Here is an 18,748-nt window from a genome sequence, read left to right on the forward strand (position 1 = left end):
TAACCAGAAAGGGTCCCATGCCCGCTGACACCACGTGTATCACCATGCCCGGTCCGTGGCGCCACGAAAAGATTCAGGCCAACGGAGCACAGTTCCACGCAGCAATCGCCGGGGAACATCGCGACGACCGCCCGCTCGTGCTCCTCGTCCACGGTTTTCCGCAGTATTGGTGGGCGTGGCGCAATCAGATCGAGCCGCTTGCGGGTGCCGGATATCACGTCGTCGCCATAGACCGGCGTGGGATTGGTGGTTCGGACAAGACTCCGAACTCGGAAGACGGGCTCACCCTCGCTTTCGACATCATCTCGGTTGTCCGCGCACTCGGCGCACGTAAAACCGTGCTTGTGGGCCACGGGCGGGGCGGGGCGCTCGGCTGGTCTGCCGTGTCGATGGAACAAAACCTGTTCGCTGGGCTCGTCACCGTGTCCTCCCCACATCCGCGCACGTTACACCGGGTGGGCATGCACGTCACGCTACGCACGTGGCGCCATGTTCTGGCGAGCATGATCAGCCCGCTCAGCCAGAAGGGCCTCGTACGTGAGGATGCTGTGCGCAGCCTGCTGACCGAATGGTCGGCACCGAACAACGACGGCGCTGCCGCACAGGCCGAGCTATACGCGCAAGCTCTCCAGTTGCCCGGCGCCGCAAAGGTATCCCTCGACCAGTTGCGCTGGACCTGGCGCTCGCAACACTCGCCCACCGGGCGGAAATATTTGCGTGAGTCCGCCAACGCGATCCACGTGCCCGTGCTGGCCGTGCGCGGAGAACAAGACCCGCTCCTGCCCGACCGCGCGTGGAACAAAGACTTAGAGTTCGCCTTCGGACCCTACCGGAAAATGCGGATCGCCGACGCCGGGCATTTCGTCCCCGAAGAACAACCGGACGTGTTCACCAAGGTTCTACTAGATTTTCTGGCTACGATCGAGCTCTAGCTGGCCGACGGGCACAGTTCCGCAAGCTCGCACGCGCCGCACTTGGGCGCCCGGGCATGGCAGACGGCCCGCCCGTGATAGATAATCCGGTGGCAGTCGATCGTCCAGTTGTCTTCCGGCATGATCTCCATCAAATCCCGTTCTGCTTTGACGGGATCTTTATGCGCCGTCCACCCCCAGCGCCGCGTGAGGCGGCCCACGTGCGTATCTACCGTGATCGCCGGGATCCCAAACGCGTTACCCAATACGACGTTCGCCGTCTTACGCCCCACGCCCGGAAGCTTCATTAACTCGTCGCGAGTAGCCGGGACGACGGCGTCGTGCTCTTCCACCAACGCTTTTCCTAGACCTTCCAAGGACTTTGCTTTCGCCCGGAAAAATCCCAGCGGACGCAAAATCTTCTCCAAGTCCTCCCGCGAGGCGCCCGCCAACGCGTGCGGATCAGGATAGCGAGCAAACAATTCGGGCGTCACCTGATTGACCCGCACGTCAGTGGTTTGTGCCGACAGGATCGTGGCCACGAGCAGCTCGTACGGATTCGCATGCACAAGATCGGTTGTCGCATCAGGATAAAGCACGGCCAACGACCGCAAAATGCCATCCACCTGCTCGACCTGCACCATGTGCGAACCCCCAAACCTCAACTCTTGAACGATACTTTGTTCATTATCCCGGAAGAATCGCTAAACCTCGTGCGTTTCCGCCGCTCACGTGGCAAGATATAAACTGTATGACTTCAAGCACAACGCTACGCGCCCGCAGCGCTCGTGCTTCCGCGGCGAGAAGGCGATGGAAACACCGCTCCGCGCCTGGAGATTTACTAAGACCTAGAAGGAAGGTACGTGGATGGAATTGAACATCCTTGCAAACGTTGAACTGTTCCGGGATCTGGATAACGACGAGCGCGACGCCCTGCTCTCCCTCATGTCAGAGACGAGCCTGAAGCGCGGCGAATCGCTATTCCATGAAGGAGATGCCGGAGACCGCCTCTACGTGGTTATCGAAGGAAAGGTGAAGCTTTCTCACACGTCCGACGACGGGCGGGAAAACCTGATCGCAATCCTCGGCCCCGGGGAGATCATCGGCGAACTATCACTGTTTGATCTTGGCGCCCGGTCGTCGACTGTCACGGCAATCGCGCCGTCGCGTTTCCTGTACCTGTCACACAAGGACATGATGAACTACATCGACGACCACCCGAAGCTGGCAAAGTCGATGCTCCGCGAACTCGCCAAGCGTCTGCGTAACACGAACGACCAGATGGCCGACCTCGTGTTCTCTGACGTTCCCGGCCGAGTCGCCAAGGCACTGCTTGATCTGGCTGAGCGTTTCGGTGAACGCACCCCCGAAGGTATTTATGTGGCTCACGACCTCACGCAGGAAGAGCTCGCCCACCTCGTGGGTGCTTCGCGTGAAACGGTCAACAAGTCGCTTGCTGACTTCACGGCACGCGGGTGGATCCGCCTCGAAGGCCGTGCCGTCATGCTCATCCAGGTGGGGCGCCTGCAGCGCCGCGCACACTGAGCTAGCCTTACGCTGAGCTTCTAAAGCGTTGTGGCCGCCCGGAAACGGGCGGCCACTTCTCATACCTTGCGTTCGTTACCGAACTGCGAACGTCACTTCCACTTCGACGGCTGAGTCGAGTGGCAACACGGGCACGCCCACCGCGGATCGGGTGTGTGCGCCGTCGGCACCAAAGATGTCGCCGAACAGTTCGGAGGCGCCGTTGATCACGCCTGGCTGGCCCGTGAAATCCGTTGTGGACGCAACGAAACCAGTCACGTGCACAACGCCCGCGAGGTTGTCGAGTCCGACGACGTCGGCAGCGGCCGCCAACGCGTTAAGCGCACACTGACGCGCTAGTTTTTGCGCCTGCTCTGCAGTGACCTGCCCGCCCACTTTGCCGCAAACCGGCAGCTCGCCGTCGACGAACGGCAATTGGCCCGACGTGCGAACCTGCGCCCCGTCCTGGCGTGCCGGCACATAGGCGGCCACGGGTGCGGCAACCTCTGGTAGTTCGATGCCGAGCTCGGCAAGCCGCTGCGATACTGGCCCAGCACTCACTCGATCGGCCGTTTCATATACGCCACCGGATTGGTGCCGTTCGGACCGGGGATAACGGTCACGAGCTCGTAACCATCCTTACCCCAGCTATCTAGAATTTGCTTCGTGTTATGTGCCAACAGTGGCACGGTTACATATTCCCAAGTAGTCATGCCTTTAGGGTACGTTCACCACGCGTCACGTGGCAAGGGATCGACGTCGATCTGGCCGCTACACCCCTATTTGCGGGCAACGGGCCTGCGCGACAGGCGAGGTATCCTCCCGGCGCGTAGTTCCGTGGCAACCTGATCATCAGACTGCGTCAGGTATTCCCACCAGTTTGTAATATGCGGGAACCGGCGCAAGAGGGCTCGGCGTTCACGTTCGGTCATGCCTCCCCACACGCCGAAGGTCATTCCCGAGTCGAGAGCATCGGCTAGGCATTCGATTCGTACCGGGCACGAAAAGCAAATTTGCCGGGCGTCCGTTTGTGCTGAACCACGCACGAATAGTGCGTCTGGATCCGAATCTGCACAGATAGCGCGAACCGCCCATGTTTGATCTTCATAGACTTGCGTCATTTTACTGTCCCTCCTCCGAAAGCGCCTTTGCTTTCGAACCAATGACTGGCGTGACCGCCGTCACCTAGCCCAATAGTACAGTGGGAATACCTGTTTTTCACAACCAAAGTCCCACGTTTTGAAATTCTTATGCGCTAAGTGAAGGTTGTGATTTGAGGAAGGAAGGCGACGCCGCCGCGCGAAACCACTATTGTTAATAGCATGCAGAATTCTGGACGCAAGATGACGCTACGGCAAATGATCGTGGCGCTCCTCAGCTTTTTCTTGCTCACGGGCATCGGGGGCGGGCTGATGGCCGCTGCTGCGCTTCCGTTTGCGGCGACGACGGGCACGGTGGCCAACGCGGGCGCCCGAATGTTCGATGACCTGCCTACAGACATCGACTTCACACGCCCGTCAGAACAATCCGTCATTCTTGCAGCCGACGGATCGAAGCTGGCCACGTTCTACGCGGAAAACAGGATCATCGTCGCCTCGGACGAAATCTCGCAGCATATTAAGAATGCTGCCGTCGCTATCGAAGACGAACGCTTCTACCAGCACAACGGAATCGACGCCCAAGGTCTGGCTCGCGCCGCGATGACGAACCTCATGGGCGGCCAACTTTCCGGCGGGTCCACGATCACCCAGCAGTATGTGAAGAACGCCATCATCGAAGAAGGGCGTATCAGCGGCGATAACACGATGATTGCGAAAGCCACCGAACGTTCCATTTCGCGTAAGCTCAACGAAGCGCGCTTCGCGATCGCCGTCGAAAACGTGGCAACGAAAGACGAAATCCTCACCGGCTACCTCAACTTGGCACAATTCGGCCCGTCTCAATGGGGAGTCGAGGCGGCCTCCAGATACTTCTATGGCGTGTCCGCGAAAGACGTCACCCTCGAACAGGCCGCGATGCTCGCCGGCATCACACAGGCGCCCGGCAAGTGGAACCCGGTCACCAACCCGGAGGCTGCAAAGCAGCGTCGCGACGTCGTCCTCGGGCAAATGTACAAACTCGACATGATCACGCGTGAAGAGTTTGAAGCAGCCACGGCCGTCACAATTGAAGACATGCTTAACGTCACCGAAGCGACCAACGGGTGTGCCGAGGCTGGCATTTCAGCGTATTTCTGCGAATACGTCGTCAAAGACCTTCTCAATTCGCCGTCGCTCGGCGAAACCCGCGAAGAGCGCACCCAAAAGCTCTACCGCGGCGGCCTCGTCATTTCCACGACGATCAACCCTGCCGACCAGCAGCACGCCTACGACGCCGTCGTCGCCTCCACCCCGGTCGACGACCCGTCGTCGATCAACATGGCCCTGTCCAGTGTCGAACCGGGTACCGGACACATCAAAGCCATGGTGCAAAACACGAACTATGGCAACCCCACCCCGGAAAACCCGGAGGACATGACACTCAACCTCAACGTTGGCATGACGATGGGTGGCGGCTCCGGATATCAGGGCGGATCAACGTTCAAGGTGTTCACGCTCATGGAGTGGCTGCGGCAAGGAAACGGAGTCTACGACCGGGTTAACGCGAACGGGCGCACCTTCCCACGTGACTCATGGTCCATCCGCTGTGCCCCCGGTCTGCGTGATGACTACCGGCCAACCAACCTTGAAGGCATCGGTTCGGGCATGATGACCGTGCTCGATTCCACTCGTCTGTCAGTCAACGTGTCATACGTGGCCATGGCCAACCAGCTCGACATGTGCGACATCGTCGACTTAGCGAGCGACCTCGGCCTAGAACGCGGACGTATGGCCGTGGAAGGTGACCCCGAAACCGCCGAATTTGAAAAGTCAGGGATCCCATTCGAATATGGTGAAACCCTCCCGCTGATGCCTAACCCGGCCGCGTCGCTTGGATCAAACCCGGTGACCCCGCTGTCGATGGCCAACGCGATGGCGACCATCGCGGCCGATGGCAAGTACTGCAAGCCGCTGTCTTTCACCAAGATCACCGATTCGGACGGCAACGTTATCGCCACCAACGAGCCCGAATGCCGGCAAGTGATCGACGCCGAACTCGCACGGCAAACCACGAGCGTACTGCAAACGGTGGTAGCCCCGAACGCCACGGGAAGCCGGGCCGTTCTATCCGGTGACCGCCCAGCCGCAGGCAAGACTGGTACCGCGAACATGGACTGGCACGCCTGGTTCATGGGCTACACGCCACAGCTTGCCACCGCCGTGTGGCAAGGCCACCACGAAGGCTACATTTCGATGTTCAATTCGGTCATCAACGGCCAATACCACTATGAAGTGTATGGCGGCCTGTATCCTGCGCAGACGTTTAAGGCGTTCATGGATGCTGCGCTTGCCGACCAGCCTATCGAGCAGTTCACGGCGCCGAGCAAGGATCCGCGTTCGGCCCGCCGCGCACCAACCACCGACCCGGCCTCCGATCAGCAAGACGAGTCGAAGGAAGAAGAAAACGAAACTCCTGCCGAGGACACCCAGGCGCCACCGCCTGGCGAGGCCGCACCAAACCTGATCGGCAAATCGCAAGACGACGCGCAATCGACCGCACTCACGGCCGGCTATGGGTACGTGACACGCGTTGTTGATTCGAGCGCGCCAGCGGGTACCGTGGTGCGGCAGGTTCCCGAAGCGGGGGCCGCCGCAGCAACTGGCACTCAGATCGAAATCTGGATCTCGTCAGGGCGAGGTTAACGTGGCCCGTGTGAAAAAGTTTCTCACTGCCGGCCTCGGGCTCGGAGTTCTTGGCGCGGGAGCCAGCGCAATATACGGGCTTGCGCATGCGCATAGTTACCGGGTGCGGCGTCGTTCCCTACTCGTCCCGCACAGCGACGGCGAAGCGTTACGTATCGTCCACATTTCCGACGCGCACACGCTCGCCCGGCATGCCAAACGCCTCACATTCCTGCGCAAACTTGGGGAGATGCGGCCCGACCTCGTCGTCCTCACCGGCGACATGATCTCCGAGGATGCCGCCCTTGAACCTGTACTCGACGCGCTCGATCCGCTCTTGGACGTGCCGGGCGTGTTCGTCTTTGGGTCAAACGACTACCTTGCTCCCCGCTTCCGCAATCCCTTCGGCTATCTGGTCAGCCCATCGAATGTGGGTTCTGATAGCAGCTCAGCAAAGACCCGCGAGTTGCGCTGGCGTGAGATGCGTGCCGCTTTCGAAGAGCGCGGCTGGCTGAACCTTAACAATCAGCGCGGGCGCCTCGACGTGTGCGGGTGGACGCTTGACTTTGTGGGGGTTGACGACCCGCACCTCGACTACGATGCTTTCCCCGCGCCTGACAGCGAGGCCGTGCCGGCCTCTGGCCCGTACGCGCGTATTGGCGTGACTCACGCACCCTACACGCGGGTCCTCGACGCGATGGTCGATGACGGCTGCTCGCTCATCTTCGCTGGTCACACGCACGGCGGGCAGGTGTGCTTGCCGGGCGGGCGCGCACTCGTCACAAACTGCGATCTGGATACCGAGTTCGCCTCGGGATTGTTTACGTGGCCACGCGACGACCACGGGAGTGCTGCGGGCGCCGGTGGCGAGCCAGATCCGAGCGGGCAGATCGCGGTGCTTAAAGGGGACGGCGCCGTGATCTCGCATTCCCAGCCCGGTTCGCGTGCTGCGGGCTCAGCCTGGGTGCAAGTCTCTGCGGGTATTGGCACCTCGCCCTATGCTCCGGTGCGCACGTTCTGCCCGCCTGAAGCGATCGTCTTAGATGTGATTCCGTTCCGGGATTAAGGGCGCAACACGAGGTTCAGCCCGGCTGTGAACTCTAGCGCAGTGTGCTGCGGTGATTTCTGATTTTCTTGGCAGTTGGTTATCATAATTAGGTTGCCATAACGGGGTGTGGCGCAGCTTGGTAGCGCGCTTCGTTCGGGACGAAGAGGCCGTGGGTTCAAATCCCGCCACCCCGACTCGCTGTCGCGGCGCAGGTTCACCTGCGCCGCGATTGTCGTTTCAGGTCCGCTGGCCGCCCACTGGCCTGTTGCCCACGCGTTTTTACCCTCGAGCTCGGCAGAACTGCTATATAAGCAGAAACGAGGCCGGTTAGCGCCGTCGAGTCCAGCAAAACTGCTATATAAGCAGAAACGTTGGGATTAGGCGGCTCGCTACCTATCTGCGCTGGCTCGTCGGAGCACTGCCGCAATCCTTTATTGCGTTCCGGGGGTACACGTTCACTTCCCGGGGTACCAAATCCGGCGAATTGTCTACCCCAGGAACGAAACAGGTACCCCGGGAACGCGTTGTGCTGCTCCCCGTTTGTCCCTTAGCCCTATGGTGGGCTCAGCTCTTCGGTGCGGGGATACCGCACCGAGTCCGCGTAACAGGTGACCTAGCGTAATCTCATTGCCAAAAAGCAGGAAATCGGCCCTTTTCTCACCTGCTACGCGGAGCGGGCCGAGTATGGGTCATGCCGCAGGCGCTCCTGTCTACTCGTCACGGTTAGGCTTCATGCCGCGTTCCTGCTTTTATAGCAACGAAAACGGATGCAGCAGCCCTCGAGTCTGGATTTATTGCTGTGGTAGCAATAGTGCGTGGAAAGAGCTGTTAGAAGGGTCGGATAAGCGTTCTTTGTACGTGAGATCGGGCAAGCCCGTTACCGTTTTAGTTCACCAGCCCGAACCGGAACGATGTCGTGAAATCACACACCGCCACCCCGACTCGCTGTCGCGGCGCAGGTTCACCTGCGCCGCGATTGTCGTTGAGCTACTGGCCGATGAAAATCTGCTGGCCCCGGGGGTTGTTATAAAACCGCGCCTGGTCAGCTGACACGACCATCTTGCCGAACGGGAAGCACGTGACAGGAATGAGCTTAATGTTGGCGATAGCAAGGGGAATGCCGATAATCGTGATCGCCTGCACCGCAGCGGTCACGATATGACCGATGGAAAGCCAGAGCCCGGCCACCAAGAACCACACGACGTTCATGAACGTTGAACCGGCGCCCGCACCCGGCTTGTCCACAACCACCCGACCGAACGGCCACAGCACATATCCCGCAATACGGAAGCACGCGATCGAGGCCGGGATTGTGATGATGAAAATAAATGACACGGCTCCTGCCAGGAGGTACTCCAAGAATAGAGCAAGCCCTCCGAAAATAACCCAGATGATGTTGAGTAGAAAGCGCATGGCGAAGACCTCGTTCCTGTTGTGGATGGATGCGAACCGCGTGTGCTGCTACCAGTTTTACACATAGTACCCGTTTCGCATGTTCGCGCGCACTTAGATCAGGCGAGCTCGCTCAGCTCAAAGTATCCAGGTGGCGCAGCAACACCGGCACGTCGGCGGGTTCGTCGACGTCGATGCAGTGCCCGGCCGTATCCTCCACATAGGTAAGATCCAGCACGGATAGCACTGCTCGCACGGACGCGTTGCGCGGATAGTCCAGCGTCCGCAGCGCACCAGCCCGGTACACGCCGTGCGTGTATAGTGGCCATCCTTCTGGGTTCACAGGTACGGCGCCGTCGTGAACGCCGATCGCCGTGGCAAGTTCAGGCAAAAGCCGGACGGCCACCGGCGCATCGCAGGTGGCAAGGGCGATAAGCGCGGCGTCGTCGATATCGTGTAGCGCTGTTAGCCCGGCTCCGATGCCAGCAACCGGACCGCCGTGGGGTGGGTCTTCAAGCGTGACGAGCACGCCGGGCGGCACCTCCACACTTCGCGGCGCGACGAGGACGCGCCGCCCCGCGAACCCGGTCTCTCCGAGCTGGTCGAAGAGGATGTCGATGAGCCGCCGGCCGCCGGCGCGAAACTCGGGTTTTGAGACGCCGCCGAGGCGGGCGCCCGTGCCCCCGCCGAGGATGATGATCGCTTGAACCGCCTCGTTCACAATCTTCCTCCTGCTCTGATTGCGCGATATCTTCGAGCCCATGCTACTCGTAGCGTGCAGGCAGGCACGGGGGCATGCGCGCCCGGAACGAAGCAGATCGGCTAAATACGAGCGCCCACACTAGGATGGTGAGCATGACGGTTGAGCCTATGCGCATGTTGGCGCTTGCGGATCAGTGGGGTCGCGTGGCGCGAGATCTGCGCGTGTCGCTGACTGACCGCTGTAATCTGCGCTGCTCGTATTGCATGCCGCCGGAAGGTCTCGACTGGCTACCCACCGCGCAGACTCTCACGGACGCCGAGGTGAAGCGCCTGATCAACATAGCGGTGAGCCTGCTGGGCATTGAGGAGATTCGGTTCACGGGTGGCGAGCCGCTTTTGCGCCGCGGATTGCTCGATATTGCGGCCTATGCGCGTTCGCTTCGCACTCGCAGTGGGGCACGCCCGGAACTCGCGCTGACCACGAACGCGCTCGGGCTAGACAAGAAGGCGTCCGCGCTGGCCGAAGCGGGGATTTCTCGGGTGAACATTTCGCTGGACACGGTGGACCGCGAACTTTATGCGCGCATTTCCGGGCGGGACCGCCTGCCGGACGTGTTCGCCGGAATCGACGCCGCGCGCGCCGCTGGCCTAACGCCGATCAAGATTAACGCGGTAGCGATGCGCGGGGTTAACGACGCCGGTCTGCCCGACGTCCTGCGCTACTGCCTGCAAGCCGGCACGCAGCTGAGAATTATTGAGCATATGCCGCTTGGGCCGCGGCACACGTGGCGGCGGGAGGCGATGATGACACAGGAGGATGTGCTCGAGCTGCTCAGCGCCGAGTTCGAGCTGTCGCCGCTGCCGCGCGTGGACGAGTCCGCGCCGGCGAGCCTGTGGGCGGTGGCGCCGGGCCGCGATCATCCGGCGGGAACGGTCGGGGTGATCGCCTCAGTGTCGAAGCCGTTTTGTGGGAATTGCGACCGCACGCGGCTGACCGCCGACGGCCAGATTCGCACCTGCCTGTTCGCCCGCGAAGAGACCGATCTGCGCGGTCCGATGCGGGCCGGCGCATCCGATGAGGAGCTCGCGCGAATATGGGCGGGTGCCACGTGGAAAAAGAAGCCCGGTCACGGGATTGACGACCCGAGTTTCGTGCAGCCGGACCGCTACATGTCGGAGATTGGCGGCTAGGCGCTGCCTACCCATTCGTCGGTGCCACCGGCAAAAACTTGGCGTTTCCACACGGGCAGTTTTTCTTTAACGGTGTCGACGACGTCGGTGATCGCCGCGAACGACGCCGTTCGGTGCGGGCTTGCCACAGCCGCCACGAGGGCGAGCTCGCCGATGCCAAGTGTGCCGACTCGGTGCACCACGGCCACCCGACACTCCGGGTGCCTGCCGGCGACTTCCGCGGCGACGTCGTACATAACCTCTGCCGCGGAGGGGTGGGCGCTGTATTCGATGCCGCTCACCGCGCGCCCGGCGTCGTGATTACGGACAATTCCTTCGAAGATGACGACGGCGCCGCACGTATCGGAGCGTACGGTGCTCGCGATGGTGTCCGTGTCGAGGGGTTCCCATTGGATGCCGGTGGAACCGATGCGGGTGTTCATGGCGTCTCCTAGTGTGCCGTGGCCTGCAGATCACATTAACATGGGAGGTGATCTGCGAGAGGAAACGATGAAGCTCCCCCATATGAATGGCGCCGGTGAGGCGTGGATGGTTGATGTGACGGCGAAGCAGCCCACGATCCGTGAGGCGAGCGCACAGGCAAAGGTGCTGGTGGCGCCCGAGGTGATGACGGCGTTGCGGGAGGGCACGGTTCCGAAGGGTGACGTGCTCGCGGTGGCCCGAGTTGCTGGTATTGCGGCTGCGAAGCGCGTGCCGGATCTGCTACCCCTGGCGCACACGATTGGCGTGCACGGCGCCGAGGTTGATATTGCCCTGGGCGCCGACCACGTGCTCATTCGCACCACGGTGCGCAGCGCTGATCGCACGGGTGTTGAAATGGAGGCGTTGACGGCGGCGGCCGTGGCGGCGCTCAACGTGGTGGACATGGTGAAGGGCGTGGACAGGTCGGCTGCGATCACTGACGTTTTTATTACCCGCAAGTCCGGGGGCCGTTCGGGCACATGGGAGCGGCCAGGTTTCGAGGATGATCATGTCATCGACCTCTGATCGCCCGCTGACACCGGAGGACTACTGGCAGCTGCTGGTCGAGAACCTCGCCCCGCAGCGTTTGGGCACCGAGGTGGTCTCGCTGGCAGATAGTCACGGCCGTACGCTCGCCGACGACGCACACGCCACGTTCTCCGTTCCGCCGTTCGACAATTCAGCGATGGACGGTTTCGCGGTGAGGGGCGCCGATTTTGGGGACGACGCCGGGCACGACGACGGGCCGTGGGAGTTCGCCGTCGTTGCGGATATTGCTGCCGGGCACACGCCCACCGCGCGTGGCGATGTCGAAGGCACAGCGCGCGAGGAGGTGGGCCAGCTCCCGCCGGCTGCGCGCATCATGACCGGGGCGCCGATGCCCGCGTGGGCCGACGCCGTCGTGCCGGTCGAGGATACCGACGCCCCGCGTGGTGCCTCCGCGGCACCCCGCACTGTCACGGTGCACCGCGCGCCGAAGCCGGGAGCGAACGTGCGCCTGGCCGGCGAGGATATTGCAGCCGAGGATCTCGTTGTGAGCGCGGGAAGCGTGATCAGTGCGCGCACGGCATCCACGCTTGCAGCGATTGGGTATGGCGAGGTCGAGGTGGTCACGCGCCCGCGGGTGGCGGTGCTGGCCACCGGCGCCGAGCTGGCCGCACCGGGAGAACAGCTCTCCCCCGGGATGATCCCCGATTCGAACTCAACTCTTCTGGCACTGCTCGTTCGTGAGGCTGGCGGGCAGGCCGTCTTAGCGCGCACGACGGGCGACACCGCCGCGGATTTCGGCGCGGCGCTGCCCACCGACGTCGACCTCATCGTCACCTCGGGCGGAGTATCAATGGGCGCGTTCGACCCCGTCAAAGAATACGGGCTCGCCCACGGGTGGACGTTCGAAAAAGTGGCCATGCAACCCGGCAAACCGCAAGGGCACGGCATGGCCGGCAGCGTTCCCGTCATTGCCCTGCCCGGCAATCCGGTGTCGGTAGCAGTATCTTTCCGGTTGTTTGTGCGGCCGTTTATCGGCCGACTGCTTGGTCAGCCTGATAGCCTCGCGAGCACGACGCGCATGGCCCGTGCGGGCCCCGCGTGGCGTTCGTCGCCCGGGCGCCGCCAATACTTGCCGGGTGCGCTCCTGCCCGGCGGTTCTACGGTTCGGAGTTCAGCAAACGAGAACCTTGTGGACGAGGGCTCTACACACGGGGATTCTACAGCCGGGGGCTCTACGGACGGGGACGGGTACGACGTCGTCGTGCCAGTTCACCGTCTCGGCTCCGGATCGCACCTGGCCGCTTCGTTGCACGCTGCGCAGGTGCTCGCCGTCGTCGACGCGGAGGTGACTGAAGTAAAGCCCGGCGACCTCGTGCAAATTATCCCGCTCTAACCGGACTGGCCGAATTTAGGCGAGCCGCTCAGTGGTCTCCGCCGCGCATCTGCGCAATCGCGTGCTCGAGCACGGGGATGACGACTGCCAGGCCGTCCTCAACCGCGTCCGGCGAACCGGCAAGATTGATGACGAGTGTGCGGTTTTTACCGCCGACCATGACGCCGGCCCGCCCGCGCGAAAGCAGAGCTCCAGGTACGCCTTTTTGGACTCCACGGTGACGAATCGCCTCGGCGATGCCCGGAATGTCGAAGCGCAACAGCGGGTCCATGGCGCGCGCCGTGTAGTCCTGCGGCGTGATGCCCGTGCCGCCGGTGGTGATAATGAGGTCGATCTCGTCGTAGGCAACGTTCTGTACGCCTTCGGCGATTGCTCGCACGTCGTCGCTAACCACTGCTGTTTCCAGCACTTTGACGCCAGCTTCTTCAAGTAGGCGCACTGCTGTGGGGCCGGAGAGGTCCTCGCGTTCGCCCGCCGTCGCCCTGTCTGACACAGTCACTACTGCCGCGTTAATGTCCATGCATCCAGCATAAACCGAGTAAGTAAATAGTCAAGAGTTGGTCGAATCAAGAGACGCAAATTTGGCACGTGCTAACCCAAAACAGCATAAGATGGAGACACGCCACGGCAGGGCGAAAGCTGCCGTCACACGTCCTCTCGCCGGGAATGGCAACGCCCCGGCGGCGCCTCGGGACCTACGTTGCAAGGCAGGAGAATATCTCATGAAAACGCGCACCCTCGCCCTTGTGGGCTCATTACTCATTGGACTGGCAGCCGGCGGATGTTCGGCCGACGATAACAACGACGCCAGCCCCTCGGACGATACCACCGAGATCACCGTGTTTGCGGCCGCTTCCCTGAACGCCGCTTTTCCAGAAATCGCGGAGGAGGTTTTCACTGAAAGCCATCCCGACGTCGTCGTCCGTTTTGCTTTTGAAGGCTCCAGTTCGCTTGCGGAAAAGCTGCAGTCTGGCGCGTCTGCGGACGTGTTCGCCTCGGCCAACGAGGCCAACATGACGAAAGTGACCGACGCCGGGCTCGCCGCAGAGCCCACCAAGCTCACCACGAATACGCTGCGGCTCATTGTGCCGGCCGGCAACCCGGCGGGCGTGACCGACCTCGAATCGGCCAACGCCGCCAAGTTCGTGGTGTGTGCACCGCAGGTGCCGTGCGGGGCGGCCAGCCAGGAGCTCGCGCAGGCTGAGGGCATCACCTTGCAGCCCGTCTCTGAGGAGCAGTCGGTGAGCGACGTGCGCGCAAAGGTGGAAAGCGGTGAGGCCGACGCCGGGCTCGTCTACCTCACTGACGCGCTACTTGCTGGCGACGCCGTCGACATCGTCGATGCTCCGGGCGTGGCCGCCGTCGGAACCACGTACATGATCACGGCTCTCTCAGATGCTCCCAATCCGGAGCTTGCCAAGGCGTTTATTGACGCCGTCATGTCCGATGCCGGACAAGAGATCATGGCCAAGTACGGCTTCGGTGAAACGGCGAAGTGAGGGGGCCCGGTAGGCCCGGCACGATGATGAAACTCCGCGGGATTCCCAGCTGGTTCTGGCTGCCTGCGCTGCTTGCTCTGCTCGCGTTGACGTTGCCGCTGGTCGGCATGGCGTCGCGCGTGCCGTGGGCGGATTTGGGGACGATCCTCGCCTCCGAGTCGTCTGTGACGGCGCTGTGGCTTTCGTTGCGCACGTGCCTCGTGTCGACTGCCGTGAGCCTTGTGATCGGCTGCCCGCTGGCGCTCATTTTTGCGCGGGCCGGCGAGCTGCCCGTGAGGCCGCGCTGGCTCACGCCCGTGCGCGCGCTCGTGCTCGTGCCACTGGTGATGCCGCCGGTCGTGGCCGGCTTGGCGCTACTAGCCACATTCGGGCGGCGGGGCGTGTTTGGGCCAGCGCTCGAGGCGGTGGGAATCCAGGTGCCGTTCACGACGCTCGCTGTTGTGCTCGCGCAAATATTCGTGTCGCTGCCCTACCTGGTGATGACGGTGGAAACTGCGGCGCGCGCCGCGGGGTCGGACCTCGAACACGCGGCGCGCGGCCTGGGGGCTAGCCGTTGGGTGCAGTTTTCCCGGATCACGCTTCCGCTGCTCGCGCCGTCAATCGCATCGGGCGCCTCGCTCGCATTCGCTCGCTCGCTAGGAGAATTCGGCGCCACCATCACTTTCGCCGGGTCGATGCAAGGCACCACTCGCACGCTCCCGCTCGAAGTTTATTTGCAACGCGAGCAGGATCCGGCCGCTGCGCTCGCCCTCGCCCTGGTACTCATCGTGTTTGCGCTCGCGCTCACCGGGCTGACCTCCGTGTTGGAGGCGCGTAACATGCGCCGCTTCGCACACTCAGATCACGACGCCGGGCATGACACCGGGCACGACACCGGGAGCGGCGTGGCTTCTTCAGGGCTCGGCGATGCGGCAGGCTTTACCAAGCTGGCAGCTCGGACTGCGAGCAAGACGAACCAGACGGCAGCCGCGGCAATCGCGAGCGCACCCGACCCCGCAGCGAGCGCGCCCGGCCAGGCGTCAAGCATGCCGGTCCAAGCGGCAAGCGCAGCAACCGCCGCAGTGGGCCCTGGGCGTGCAGCAAACACGCCTGAGCCCGGGCCTACGAACGCACCAAGCGAGCCTTCACCCGCCCCGGCGCCGTTCACTCTCGTGGCACACGTGCCCGAACGCAAGGTCGCCTATGAGCTCACCGGCGAACCGGGTGAGACGCTCGCGCTTATCGGGCCGAACGGCTCCGGTAAGTCCACCGGCCTGCGCCTGCTGGCTGGCGACATCACCAGCCCGACGGCCCGCGTGGACGTGCCAGACACGATCGGATTCCTGGACCAGTCGCCGTCGCTATTTCCGCACATGTCCGTGCTCGACAATGTTGCTTTCGGCCCGCGCTGCCACGGCCTTAGCAAGACCGCCGCGCGGCAGCGGGCACGCGCCGAGCTCGCCACCGTTGGGCTCGCCGACCTCGCAGACAGGGCGCCTGCGCAACTCTCCGGAGGTCAGGCGCAGCGGGTGGCGTTGGCCCGGGTGCTCGCCGTCGACCCGCAGCTCCTACTCCTCGACGAACCTTTCGCCGCGCTCGACGCCGCCTCCGCCGACGCGCTGCGTTCCCTCATCGCCGCGCGCACTCGCGGATTGACCACGGTGATCGTCACCCACGACCTCATCGACGTGCTCAGCCTCGCCGACCGCGTGGCCGTACTCGATGCCGGGCGGCTTGCCGATCTTGGCCCCACCTCCTCCTGCCTGACGAATCCCGCCACGGCGTTCGCCGCCGAATTCGCCGGGCTTAACATGCAGTTCGGGCACGTCACCGGCGGGGTGCTCCAGATCAACGACGCCAAGGTGCAGATTCACGGCCAGCTCGCCGACGTTCACGAGGGAGCCCGGGCGGCGGCCGTCTTCGACCCGCGAGCCGTGGCACTGCGGGCGGTGCCGCCTAGCGCGGTGTCACGCGGGACTGTGCCACATGGGGAAGCCGATGCCCACACGATCAGCACTGACAATATCCAAACTGGGGAAGCGCCTAGTCGTGGAACAGTTGGACGCAGCTCCGTTCGCAACGCCATACCCGGCACGGTGACCTCGATTCAGGCAAGTTCCGTGGGCGTAGACGTGCGACTCGACATTGGGAGCACAACGCCTCTGCGCGCGCTCATCACGGCGGCCGCGGCCTCCGAGCTTGGCATCACGGTCGGCACGGAGCTTGTGGCCGAGGTCAAGGCGATGCAGGTGCGGATTATCCCGGTCAGGTCGGCTAGCCGTGACGACTCGCAGTCTGCGGGCGGTGTCTAGGCACAGACGCCAATTCTAGGAGCGGTCATAACAGGCAATATGGGCGATTTTGCGGAACGCTTGCTTGCTCGGCGGAGCTAACAATTGAGATTTTCCGAAGCCTTGCGTATATGTGCAGCAAACCGAAAATCCTCAATCGTTAGCTCCGCGTACGCGCTCAGGTAACGGCGAAACGACCGGGTTTGCAGAAATTAATGAGGCGGGCGGCCATCCACGCAAAAAAGGCCGCCCGCCTCGGGCAAGACGCACTGGCTTCATCGAGAAGACTGCACAAATTCCTTCTCTGACCTGCGCGTCACGTCAGCATCACACACACGAAAGGTAAATCTTTAAGGGATTGTTCCTTGCGATATCTCTATTATGTGGGGCGACCCTTAGATAACCATTGATTCCGTCTGGGAATTGTCTGGGAATTTTCGCGCCTGCCCAACCGCAGCACACACGGTCTGGCCGGGGCGAACGGCCGTTCACGTTCCGCTGGCACGCGCGGATTAAGGTCACCCGAACGAGCCGAGTGCCCACCCCGCTAGAGAAACGCATATATTAGAGGTATGACTGACCACGCGAGTAAAAACACCCCTTCCCCGAGCGGCCAGCCGCAGCCCCGACAACCTCTTCGCCGCCCCCGGCCAGTTCGCCGTGCCACCACAAAACCTCCCGTGACCACGAAGCGTCCGCCTTTGGGAACTAAGCAAAAGATCGGCCTCGTGCTTGGCCTAGTAGCGTTCCTGTTTCCGTTCCTCGTTGATATCCCGAACTTGTCGGTGCCCGGCGAGCGGATGCTCGCGATCTTCTTACTCGCAATCGTCTTCTGGATCACCGAACCGATTTCGTTGACCGCCACAGCGGTGCTCGTCATTTTCCTCGAGGTCATCCTCATTTCTTCGGGGGCGATCCTCGACCCGGGTGGCGGGGATCCCGCACTCGCCGAGGCCGCCCTCCCCGCAGCGGATTATTTCGCGGCGCTTGCCAACCCGGTCATTATTCTGTTCCTCGGCGGTTTCATGATTGCCGACGGCGCCGAAAAGTTCGGCCTGGACAAGAACCTTGCGGCCGTCATGCTCAAGCCATTTTCTGATTCGGCGCGGGCGACGACGGCGGGGCTCATGCTCATTACTGCCCTGCTATCCATGTTCATGTCGAACACGGCGACGACGGCCACGATGTTCGCCGTTGTCGCACCGATTCTGCGTAGCCTGCCGAAGGGTAAGGCGCGAGCCGGCGTGGCTCTTGCTATCCCCACGGCCGCGAACATTGGCGGTATCGGAACACCGGTGGGCACCCCACCGAACGCGATTGCCATCGCGGCTCTCGCCGAGCGTGGGATCACGGTGTCGTTCGTGGACTGGATGATCATGGCGATCCCGTTCATGCTCGTCGTCCTGATCTTCTCCTGGCTGTTCATCTCCGTGGTGTTCCTGCCGAAAGATGTCAAGATCAAGATCGACATGACGTCCTCGTGGGACATGTCCACGAACGCGAAACTGTTCTACGCGGTCGCAGCCACCACGATTCTGCTGTGGATGACGGAGCCGCTGCACGGAGTCTCCTCGAATATCGTTGGCTTCTTCCCGGTGGTCGCACTGCTCGCGCTGAAGGTCATGGGCGGGGACGACATCAAGAAGCTCGACTGGCCGGTGCTCTGGCTCGTCTCCGGCGGTATCGCGCTCGGCACGGGCGTGGGCGCCACCGGGCTGGATGAGTGGCTTGTCTCGTCGGTGCCGTGGGAGACGATGTCTGGCCTCGCGATCCTCGCACTTCTTGCTCTCATCGCGTTCGGTATGGCCAACGTGATTTCACATTCGGCTGCGGCGAACCTGCTCGTGCCGCTCGCCGTCTCGCTCGCGGTCTCGCTCGACGGCATTGACACGATCACCGTGGCCGTCGTCGTCGCTATCGCCTGCTCGCTTGGCATGTCGATGCCGATCTCCACGCCGCCCAATGCGATCGCCTACTCGACTGGCGAGATCAAGATTTCGCAGATGGCGCTCGTAGGTATGGTCGTTGGTTCGCTGGCCACCGCCCTCCTAGTTTTCGGCCTGCCGCCCGTGTGGGATCTGCTCGGATTATTGCAGTGATGAGTGA

The 18,748-nt window shown here is 62.6% G+C and carries 18 protein-coding genes and 1 tRNA gene; 11 read left to right on the top strand and 8 right to left on the bottom strand.

The window, feature by feature from the left end:
• Positions 1-17 precede the first annotated feature (17 nt).
• Complete coding sequence (locus EL234_RS04290; protein WP_126416306.1) at positions 18-932, top strand: alpha/beta fold hydrolase; 915 nt, start codon at positions 18-20, stop codon at positions 930-932.
• Here the strand turns inward: EL234_RS04290 and nth are convergent.
• Positions 929-1,555, bottom strand: a complete 627-nt coding sequence (gene nth, locus EL234_RS04295) for an endonuclease III (protein ID WP_126416307.1) — start codon at positions 1,553-1,555, stop codon at positions 929-931. The two genes, EL234_RS04290 and nth, sit on opposite strands and share 4 nt — an antisense overlap.
• Before the next feature lie 223 nt (positions 1,556-1,778).
• On the opposite strand from nth, the gene EL234_RS04300 reads away from it, so the two are divergent.
• The gene (locus tag EL234_RS04300; protein WP_126416308.1) at positions 1,779-2,456 is read left to right on the top strand and encodes a Crp/Fnr family transcriptional regulator; all 678 of its coding nucleotides are present in this window, start codon (positions 1,779-1,781) and stop codon (positions 2,454-2,456) included.
• 75 nt (positions 2,457-2,531) lie between these two features.
• On the opposite strand, the gene EL234_RS04305 is transcribed toward EL234_RS04300, so the two are convergent.
• The 3 genes from EL234_RS04305 to EL234_RS04310 form a co-directional block, all read right to left on the bottom strand.
• Complete coding sequence (locus EL234_RS04305; protein WP_126416309.1) at positions 2,532-2,996, bottom strand: RidA family protein; 465 nt, start codon at positions 2,994-2,996, stop codon at positions 2,532-2,534.
• Entirely contained in the window at positions 2,993-3,148 is a 156-nt protein-coding gene (locus tag EL234_RS09300) for a hypothetical protein (protein ID WP_164712340.1), read from the bottom strand. Before EL234_RS09300 ends, EL234_RS04305 begins: the two co-directional genes overlap by 4 nt.
• Before the next feature lie 66 nt (positions 3,149-3,214).
• Positions 3,215-3,556 carry a WhiB family transcriptional regulator gene (locus tag EL234_RS04310; protein ID WP_126416310.1) on the bottom strand — a complete coding sequence of 114 codons (342 nt, stop codon included), beginning with the start codon at positions 3,554-3,556 and terminating at the stop codon, positions 3,215-3,217.
• A gap of 201 nt (positions 3,557-3,757) precedes the next feature.
• Here EL234_RS04310 and EL234_RS04315 point away from each other — a divergent pair, with 201 nt between their 5' ends.
• The 3 genes from EL234_RS04315 to EL234_RS04325 all read left to right on the top strand — a co-directional run bounded on the left by EL234_RS04315 (position 3,758) and on the right by EL234_RS04325 (position 7,438).
• Positions 3,758-6,217, top strand: coding sequence for a penicillin-binding protein (locus tag EL234_RS04315; protein ID WP_126416311.1), 2,460 nt, complete (start codon positions 3,758-3,760; stop codon positions 6,215-6,217).
• A 10-nt stretch (positions 6,218-6,227) separates the two neighbouring features.
• Positions 6,228-7,262: a metallophosphoesterase gene (locus EL234_RS04320; protein ID WP_164712342.1), complete on the top strand. Its 1,035-nt coding sequence runs from the start codon at positions 6,228-6,230 to the stop codon at positions 7,260-7,262.
• A gap of 102 nt (positions 7,263-7,364) precedes the next feature.
• A tRNA-Pro gene (locus EL234_RS04325) sits at positions 7,365-7,438 on the top strand.
• Positions 7,439-8,231: 793 nt separating this feature from the next.
• Here the strand turns inward: EL234_RS04325 and EL234_RS04330 are convergent.
• Positions 8,232-8,657, bottom strand: coding sequence for a YccF domain-containing protein (locus EL234_RS04330; protein ID WP_126416313.1), 426 nt, complete (start codon positions 8,655-8,657; stop codon positions 8,232-8,234).
• Positions 8,658-8,769: 112 nt separating this feature from the next.
• Positions 8,770-9,357, bottom strand: a complete 588-nt coding sequence (gene mobA / locus EL234_RS04335) for a molybdenum cofactor guanylyltransferase (RefSeq protein WP_241969090.1) — start codon at positions 9,355-9,357, stop codon at positions 8,770-8,772.
• Between the two features lie 134 nt (positions 9,358-9,491).
• Here mobA and moaA point away from each other — a divergent pair, with 134 nt between their 5' ends.
• A complete protein-coding gene (gene moaA, locus EL234_RS04340; RefSeq protein ID WP_241969092.1) occupies positions 9,492-10,529 on the top strand; it encodes a GTP 3',8-cyclase MoaA in 1,038 nt (345 codons plus the stop codon).
• On the opposite strand, the gene EL234_RS04345 is transcribed toward moaA, so the two are convergent.
• Complete coding sequence (locus EL234_RS04345; protein ID WP_126416316.1) at positions 10,526-10,951, bottom strand: molybdenum cofactor biosynthesis protein MoaE; 426 nt, start codon at positions 10,949-10,951, stop codon at positions 10,526-10,528. The two genes, moaA and EL234_RS04345, sit on opposite strands and share 4 nt — an antisense overlap.
• Before the next feature lie 67 nt (positions 10,952-11,018).
• Between EL234_RS04345 and moaC the strand changes: the two genes are divergently transcribed.
• Both moaC and EL234_RS04355 read left to right on the top strand, forming a co-directional pair.
• Positions 11,019-11,516, top strand: coding sequence for a cyclic pyranopterin monophosphate synthase MoaC (gene moaC, locus EL234_RS04350; protein WP_126416317.1), 498 nt, complete (start codon positions 11,019-11,021; stop codon positions 11,514-11,516).
• Positions 11,500-12,873, top strand: coding sequence for a molybdopterin molybdotransferase MoeA (locus tag EL234_RS04355; RefSeq protein ID WP_164712346.1), 1,374 nt, complete (start codon positions 11,500-11,502; stop codon positions 12,871-12,873). Before moaC ends, EL234_RS04355 begins: the two co-directional genes overlap by 17 nt.
• A gap of 28 nt (positions 12,874-12,901) precedes the next feature.
• Here EL234_RS04355 and EL234_RS04360 read toward each other — a convergent pair whose 3' ends face one another.
• Positions 12,902-13,393, bottom strand: a complete 492-nt coding sequence (locus EL234_RS04360; protein ID WP_126416319.1) for a MogA/MoaB family molybdenum cofactor biosynthesis protein — start codon at positions 13,391-13,393, stop codon at positions 12,902-12,904.
• A 202-nt stretch (positions 13,394-13,595) separates the two neighbouring features.
• On the opposite strand from EL234_RS04360, the gene modA reads away from it, so the two are divergent.
• The 3 genes from modA to EL234_RS04375 all read left to right on the top strand — a co-directional run bounded on the left by modA (position 13,596) and on the right by EL234_RS04375 (position 18,741).
• On the top strand, positions 13,596-14,372 hold the full coding sequence (gene modA / locus EL234_RS04365) for a molybdate ABC transporter substrate-binding protein (RefSeq protein WP_126416320.1): 777 nt from the start codon (positions 13,596-13,598) through the stop codon (positions 14,370-14,372).
• A 23-nt stretch (positions 14,373-14,395) separates the two neighbouring features.
• A complete protein-coding gene (locus EL234_RS04370; protein ID WP_126416321.1) occupies positions 14,396-16,663 on the top strand; it encodes an ABC transporter permease in 2,268 nt (755 codons plus the stop codon).
• Positions 16,664-17,214: 551 nt separating this feature from the next.
• The gene (locus EL234_RS04375; protein WP_126416322.1) at positions 17,215-18,741 is read left to right on the top strand and encodes an SLC13 family permease; all 1,527 of its coding nucleotides are present in this window, start codon (positions 17,215-17,217) and stop codon (positions 18,739-18,741) included.
• Positions 18,742-18,748: the final 7 nt, after the last annotated feature.

This window comes from Trueperella bialowiezensis (assembly GCF_900637955.1).
Classification (GTDB): Bacteria; Actinomycetota; Actinomycetes; order Actinomycetales; family Actinomycetaceae; genus Trueperella; species Trueperella bialowiezensis.

Coding starts and splice junctions, on each gene's coding strand:
- EL234_RS09300 (WP_164712340.1), bottom strand. CDS start 3,148: ATGACTACTTGGGAATATGTAACCGTGCCACTGTTGGCACATAACACG.
- nth (WP_126416307.1), bottom strand. CDS start 1,555: ATGGTGCAGGTCGAGCAGGTGGATGGCATTTTGCGGTCGTTGGCCGTG.
- EL234_RS04345 (WP_126416316.1), bottom strand. CDS start 10,951: ATGAACACCCGCATCGGTTCCACCGGCATCCAATGGGAACCCCTCGAC.
- EL234_RS04300 (WP_126416308.1), top strand. CDS start 1,779: ATGGAATTGAACATCCTTGCAAACGTTGAACTGTTCCGGGATCTGGAT.
- EL234_RS04330 (WP_126416313.1), bottom strand. CDS start 8,657: ATGCGCTTTCTACTCAACATCATCTGGGTTATTTTCGGAGGGCTTGCT.
- EL234_RS04375 (WP_126416322.1), top strand. CDS start 17,215: ATGACTGACCACGCGAGTAAAAACACCCCTTCCCCGAGCGGCCAGCCG.
- modA (WP_126416320.1), top strand. CDS start 13,596: ATGAAAACGCGCACCCTCGCCCTTGTGGGCTCATTACTCATTGGACTG.
- EL234_RS04310 (WP_126416310.1), bottom strand. CDS start 3,556: ATGACGCAAGTCTATGAAGATCAAACATGGGCGGTTCGCGCTATCTGT.
- moaA (WP_241969092.1), top strand. CDS start 9,492: ATGACGGTTGAGCCTATGCGCATGTTGGCGCTTGCGGATCAGTGGGGT.
- EL234_RS04360 (WP_126416319.1), bottom strand. CDS start 13,393: ATGGACATTAACGCGGCAGTAGTGACTGTGTCAGACAGGGCGACGGCG.
- EL234_RS04355 (WP_164712346.1), top strand. CDS start 11,500: ATGTCATCGACCTCTGATCGCCCGCTGACACCGGAGGACTACTGGCAG.
- moaC (WP_126416317.1), top strand. CDS start 11,019: ATGAAGCTCCCCCATATGAATGGCGCCGGTGAGGCGTGGATGGTTGAT.
- EL234_RS04290 (WP_126416306.1), top strand. CDS start 18: ATGCCCGCTGACACCACGTGTATCACCATGCCCGGTCCGTGGCGCCAC.
- EL234_RS04315 (WP_126416311.1), top strand. CDS start 3,758: ATGCAGAATTCTGGACGCAAGATGACGCTACGGCAAATGATCGTGGCG.
- EL234_RS04370 (WP_126416321.1), top strand. CDS start 14,396: ATGATGAAACTCCGCGGGATTCCCAGCTGGTTCTGGCTGCCTGCGCTG.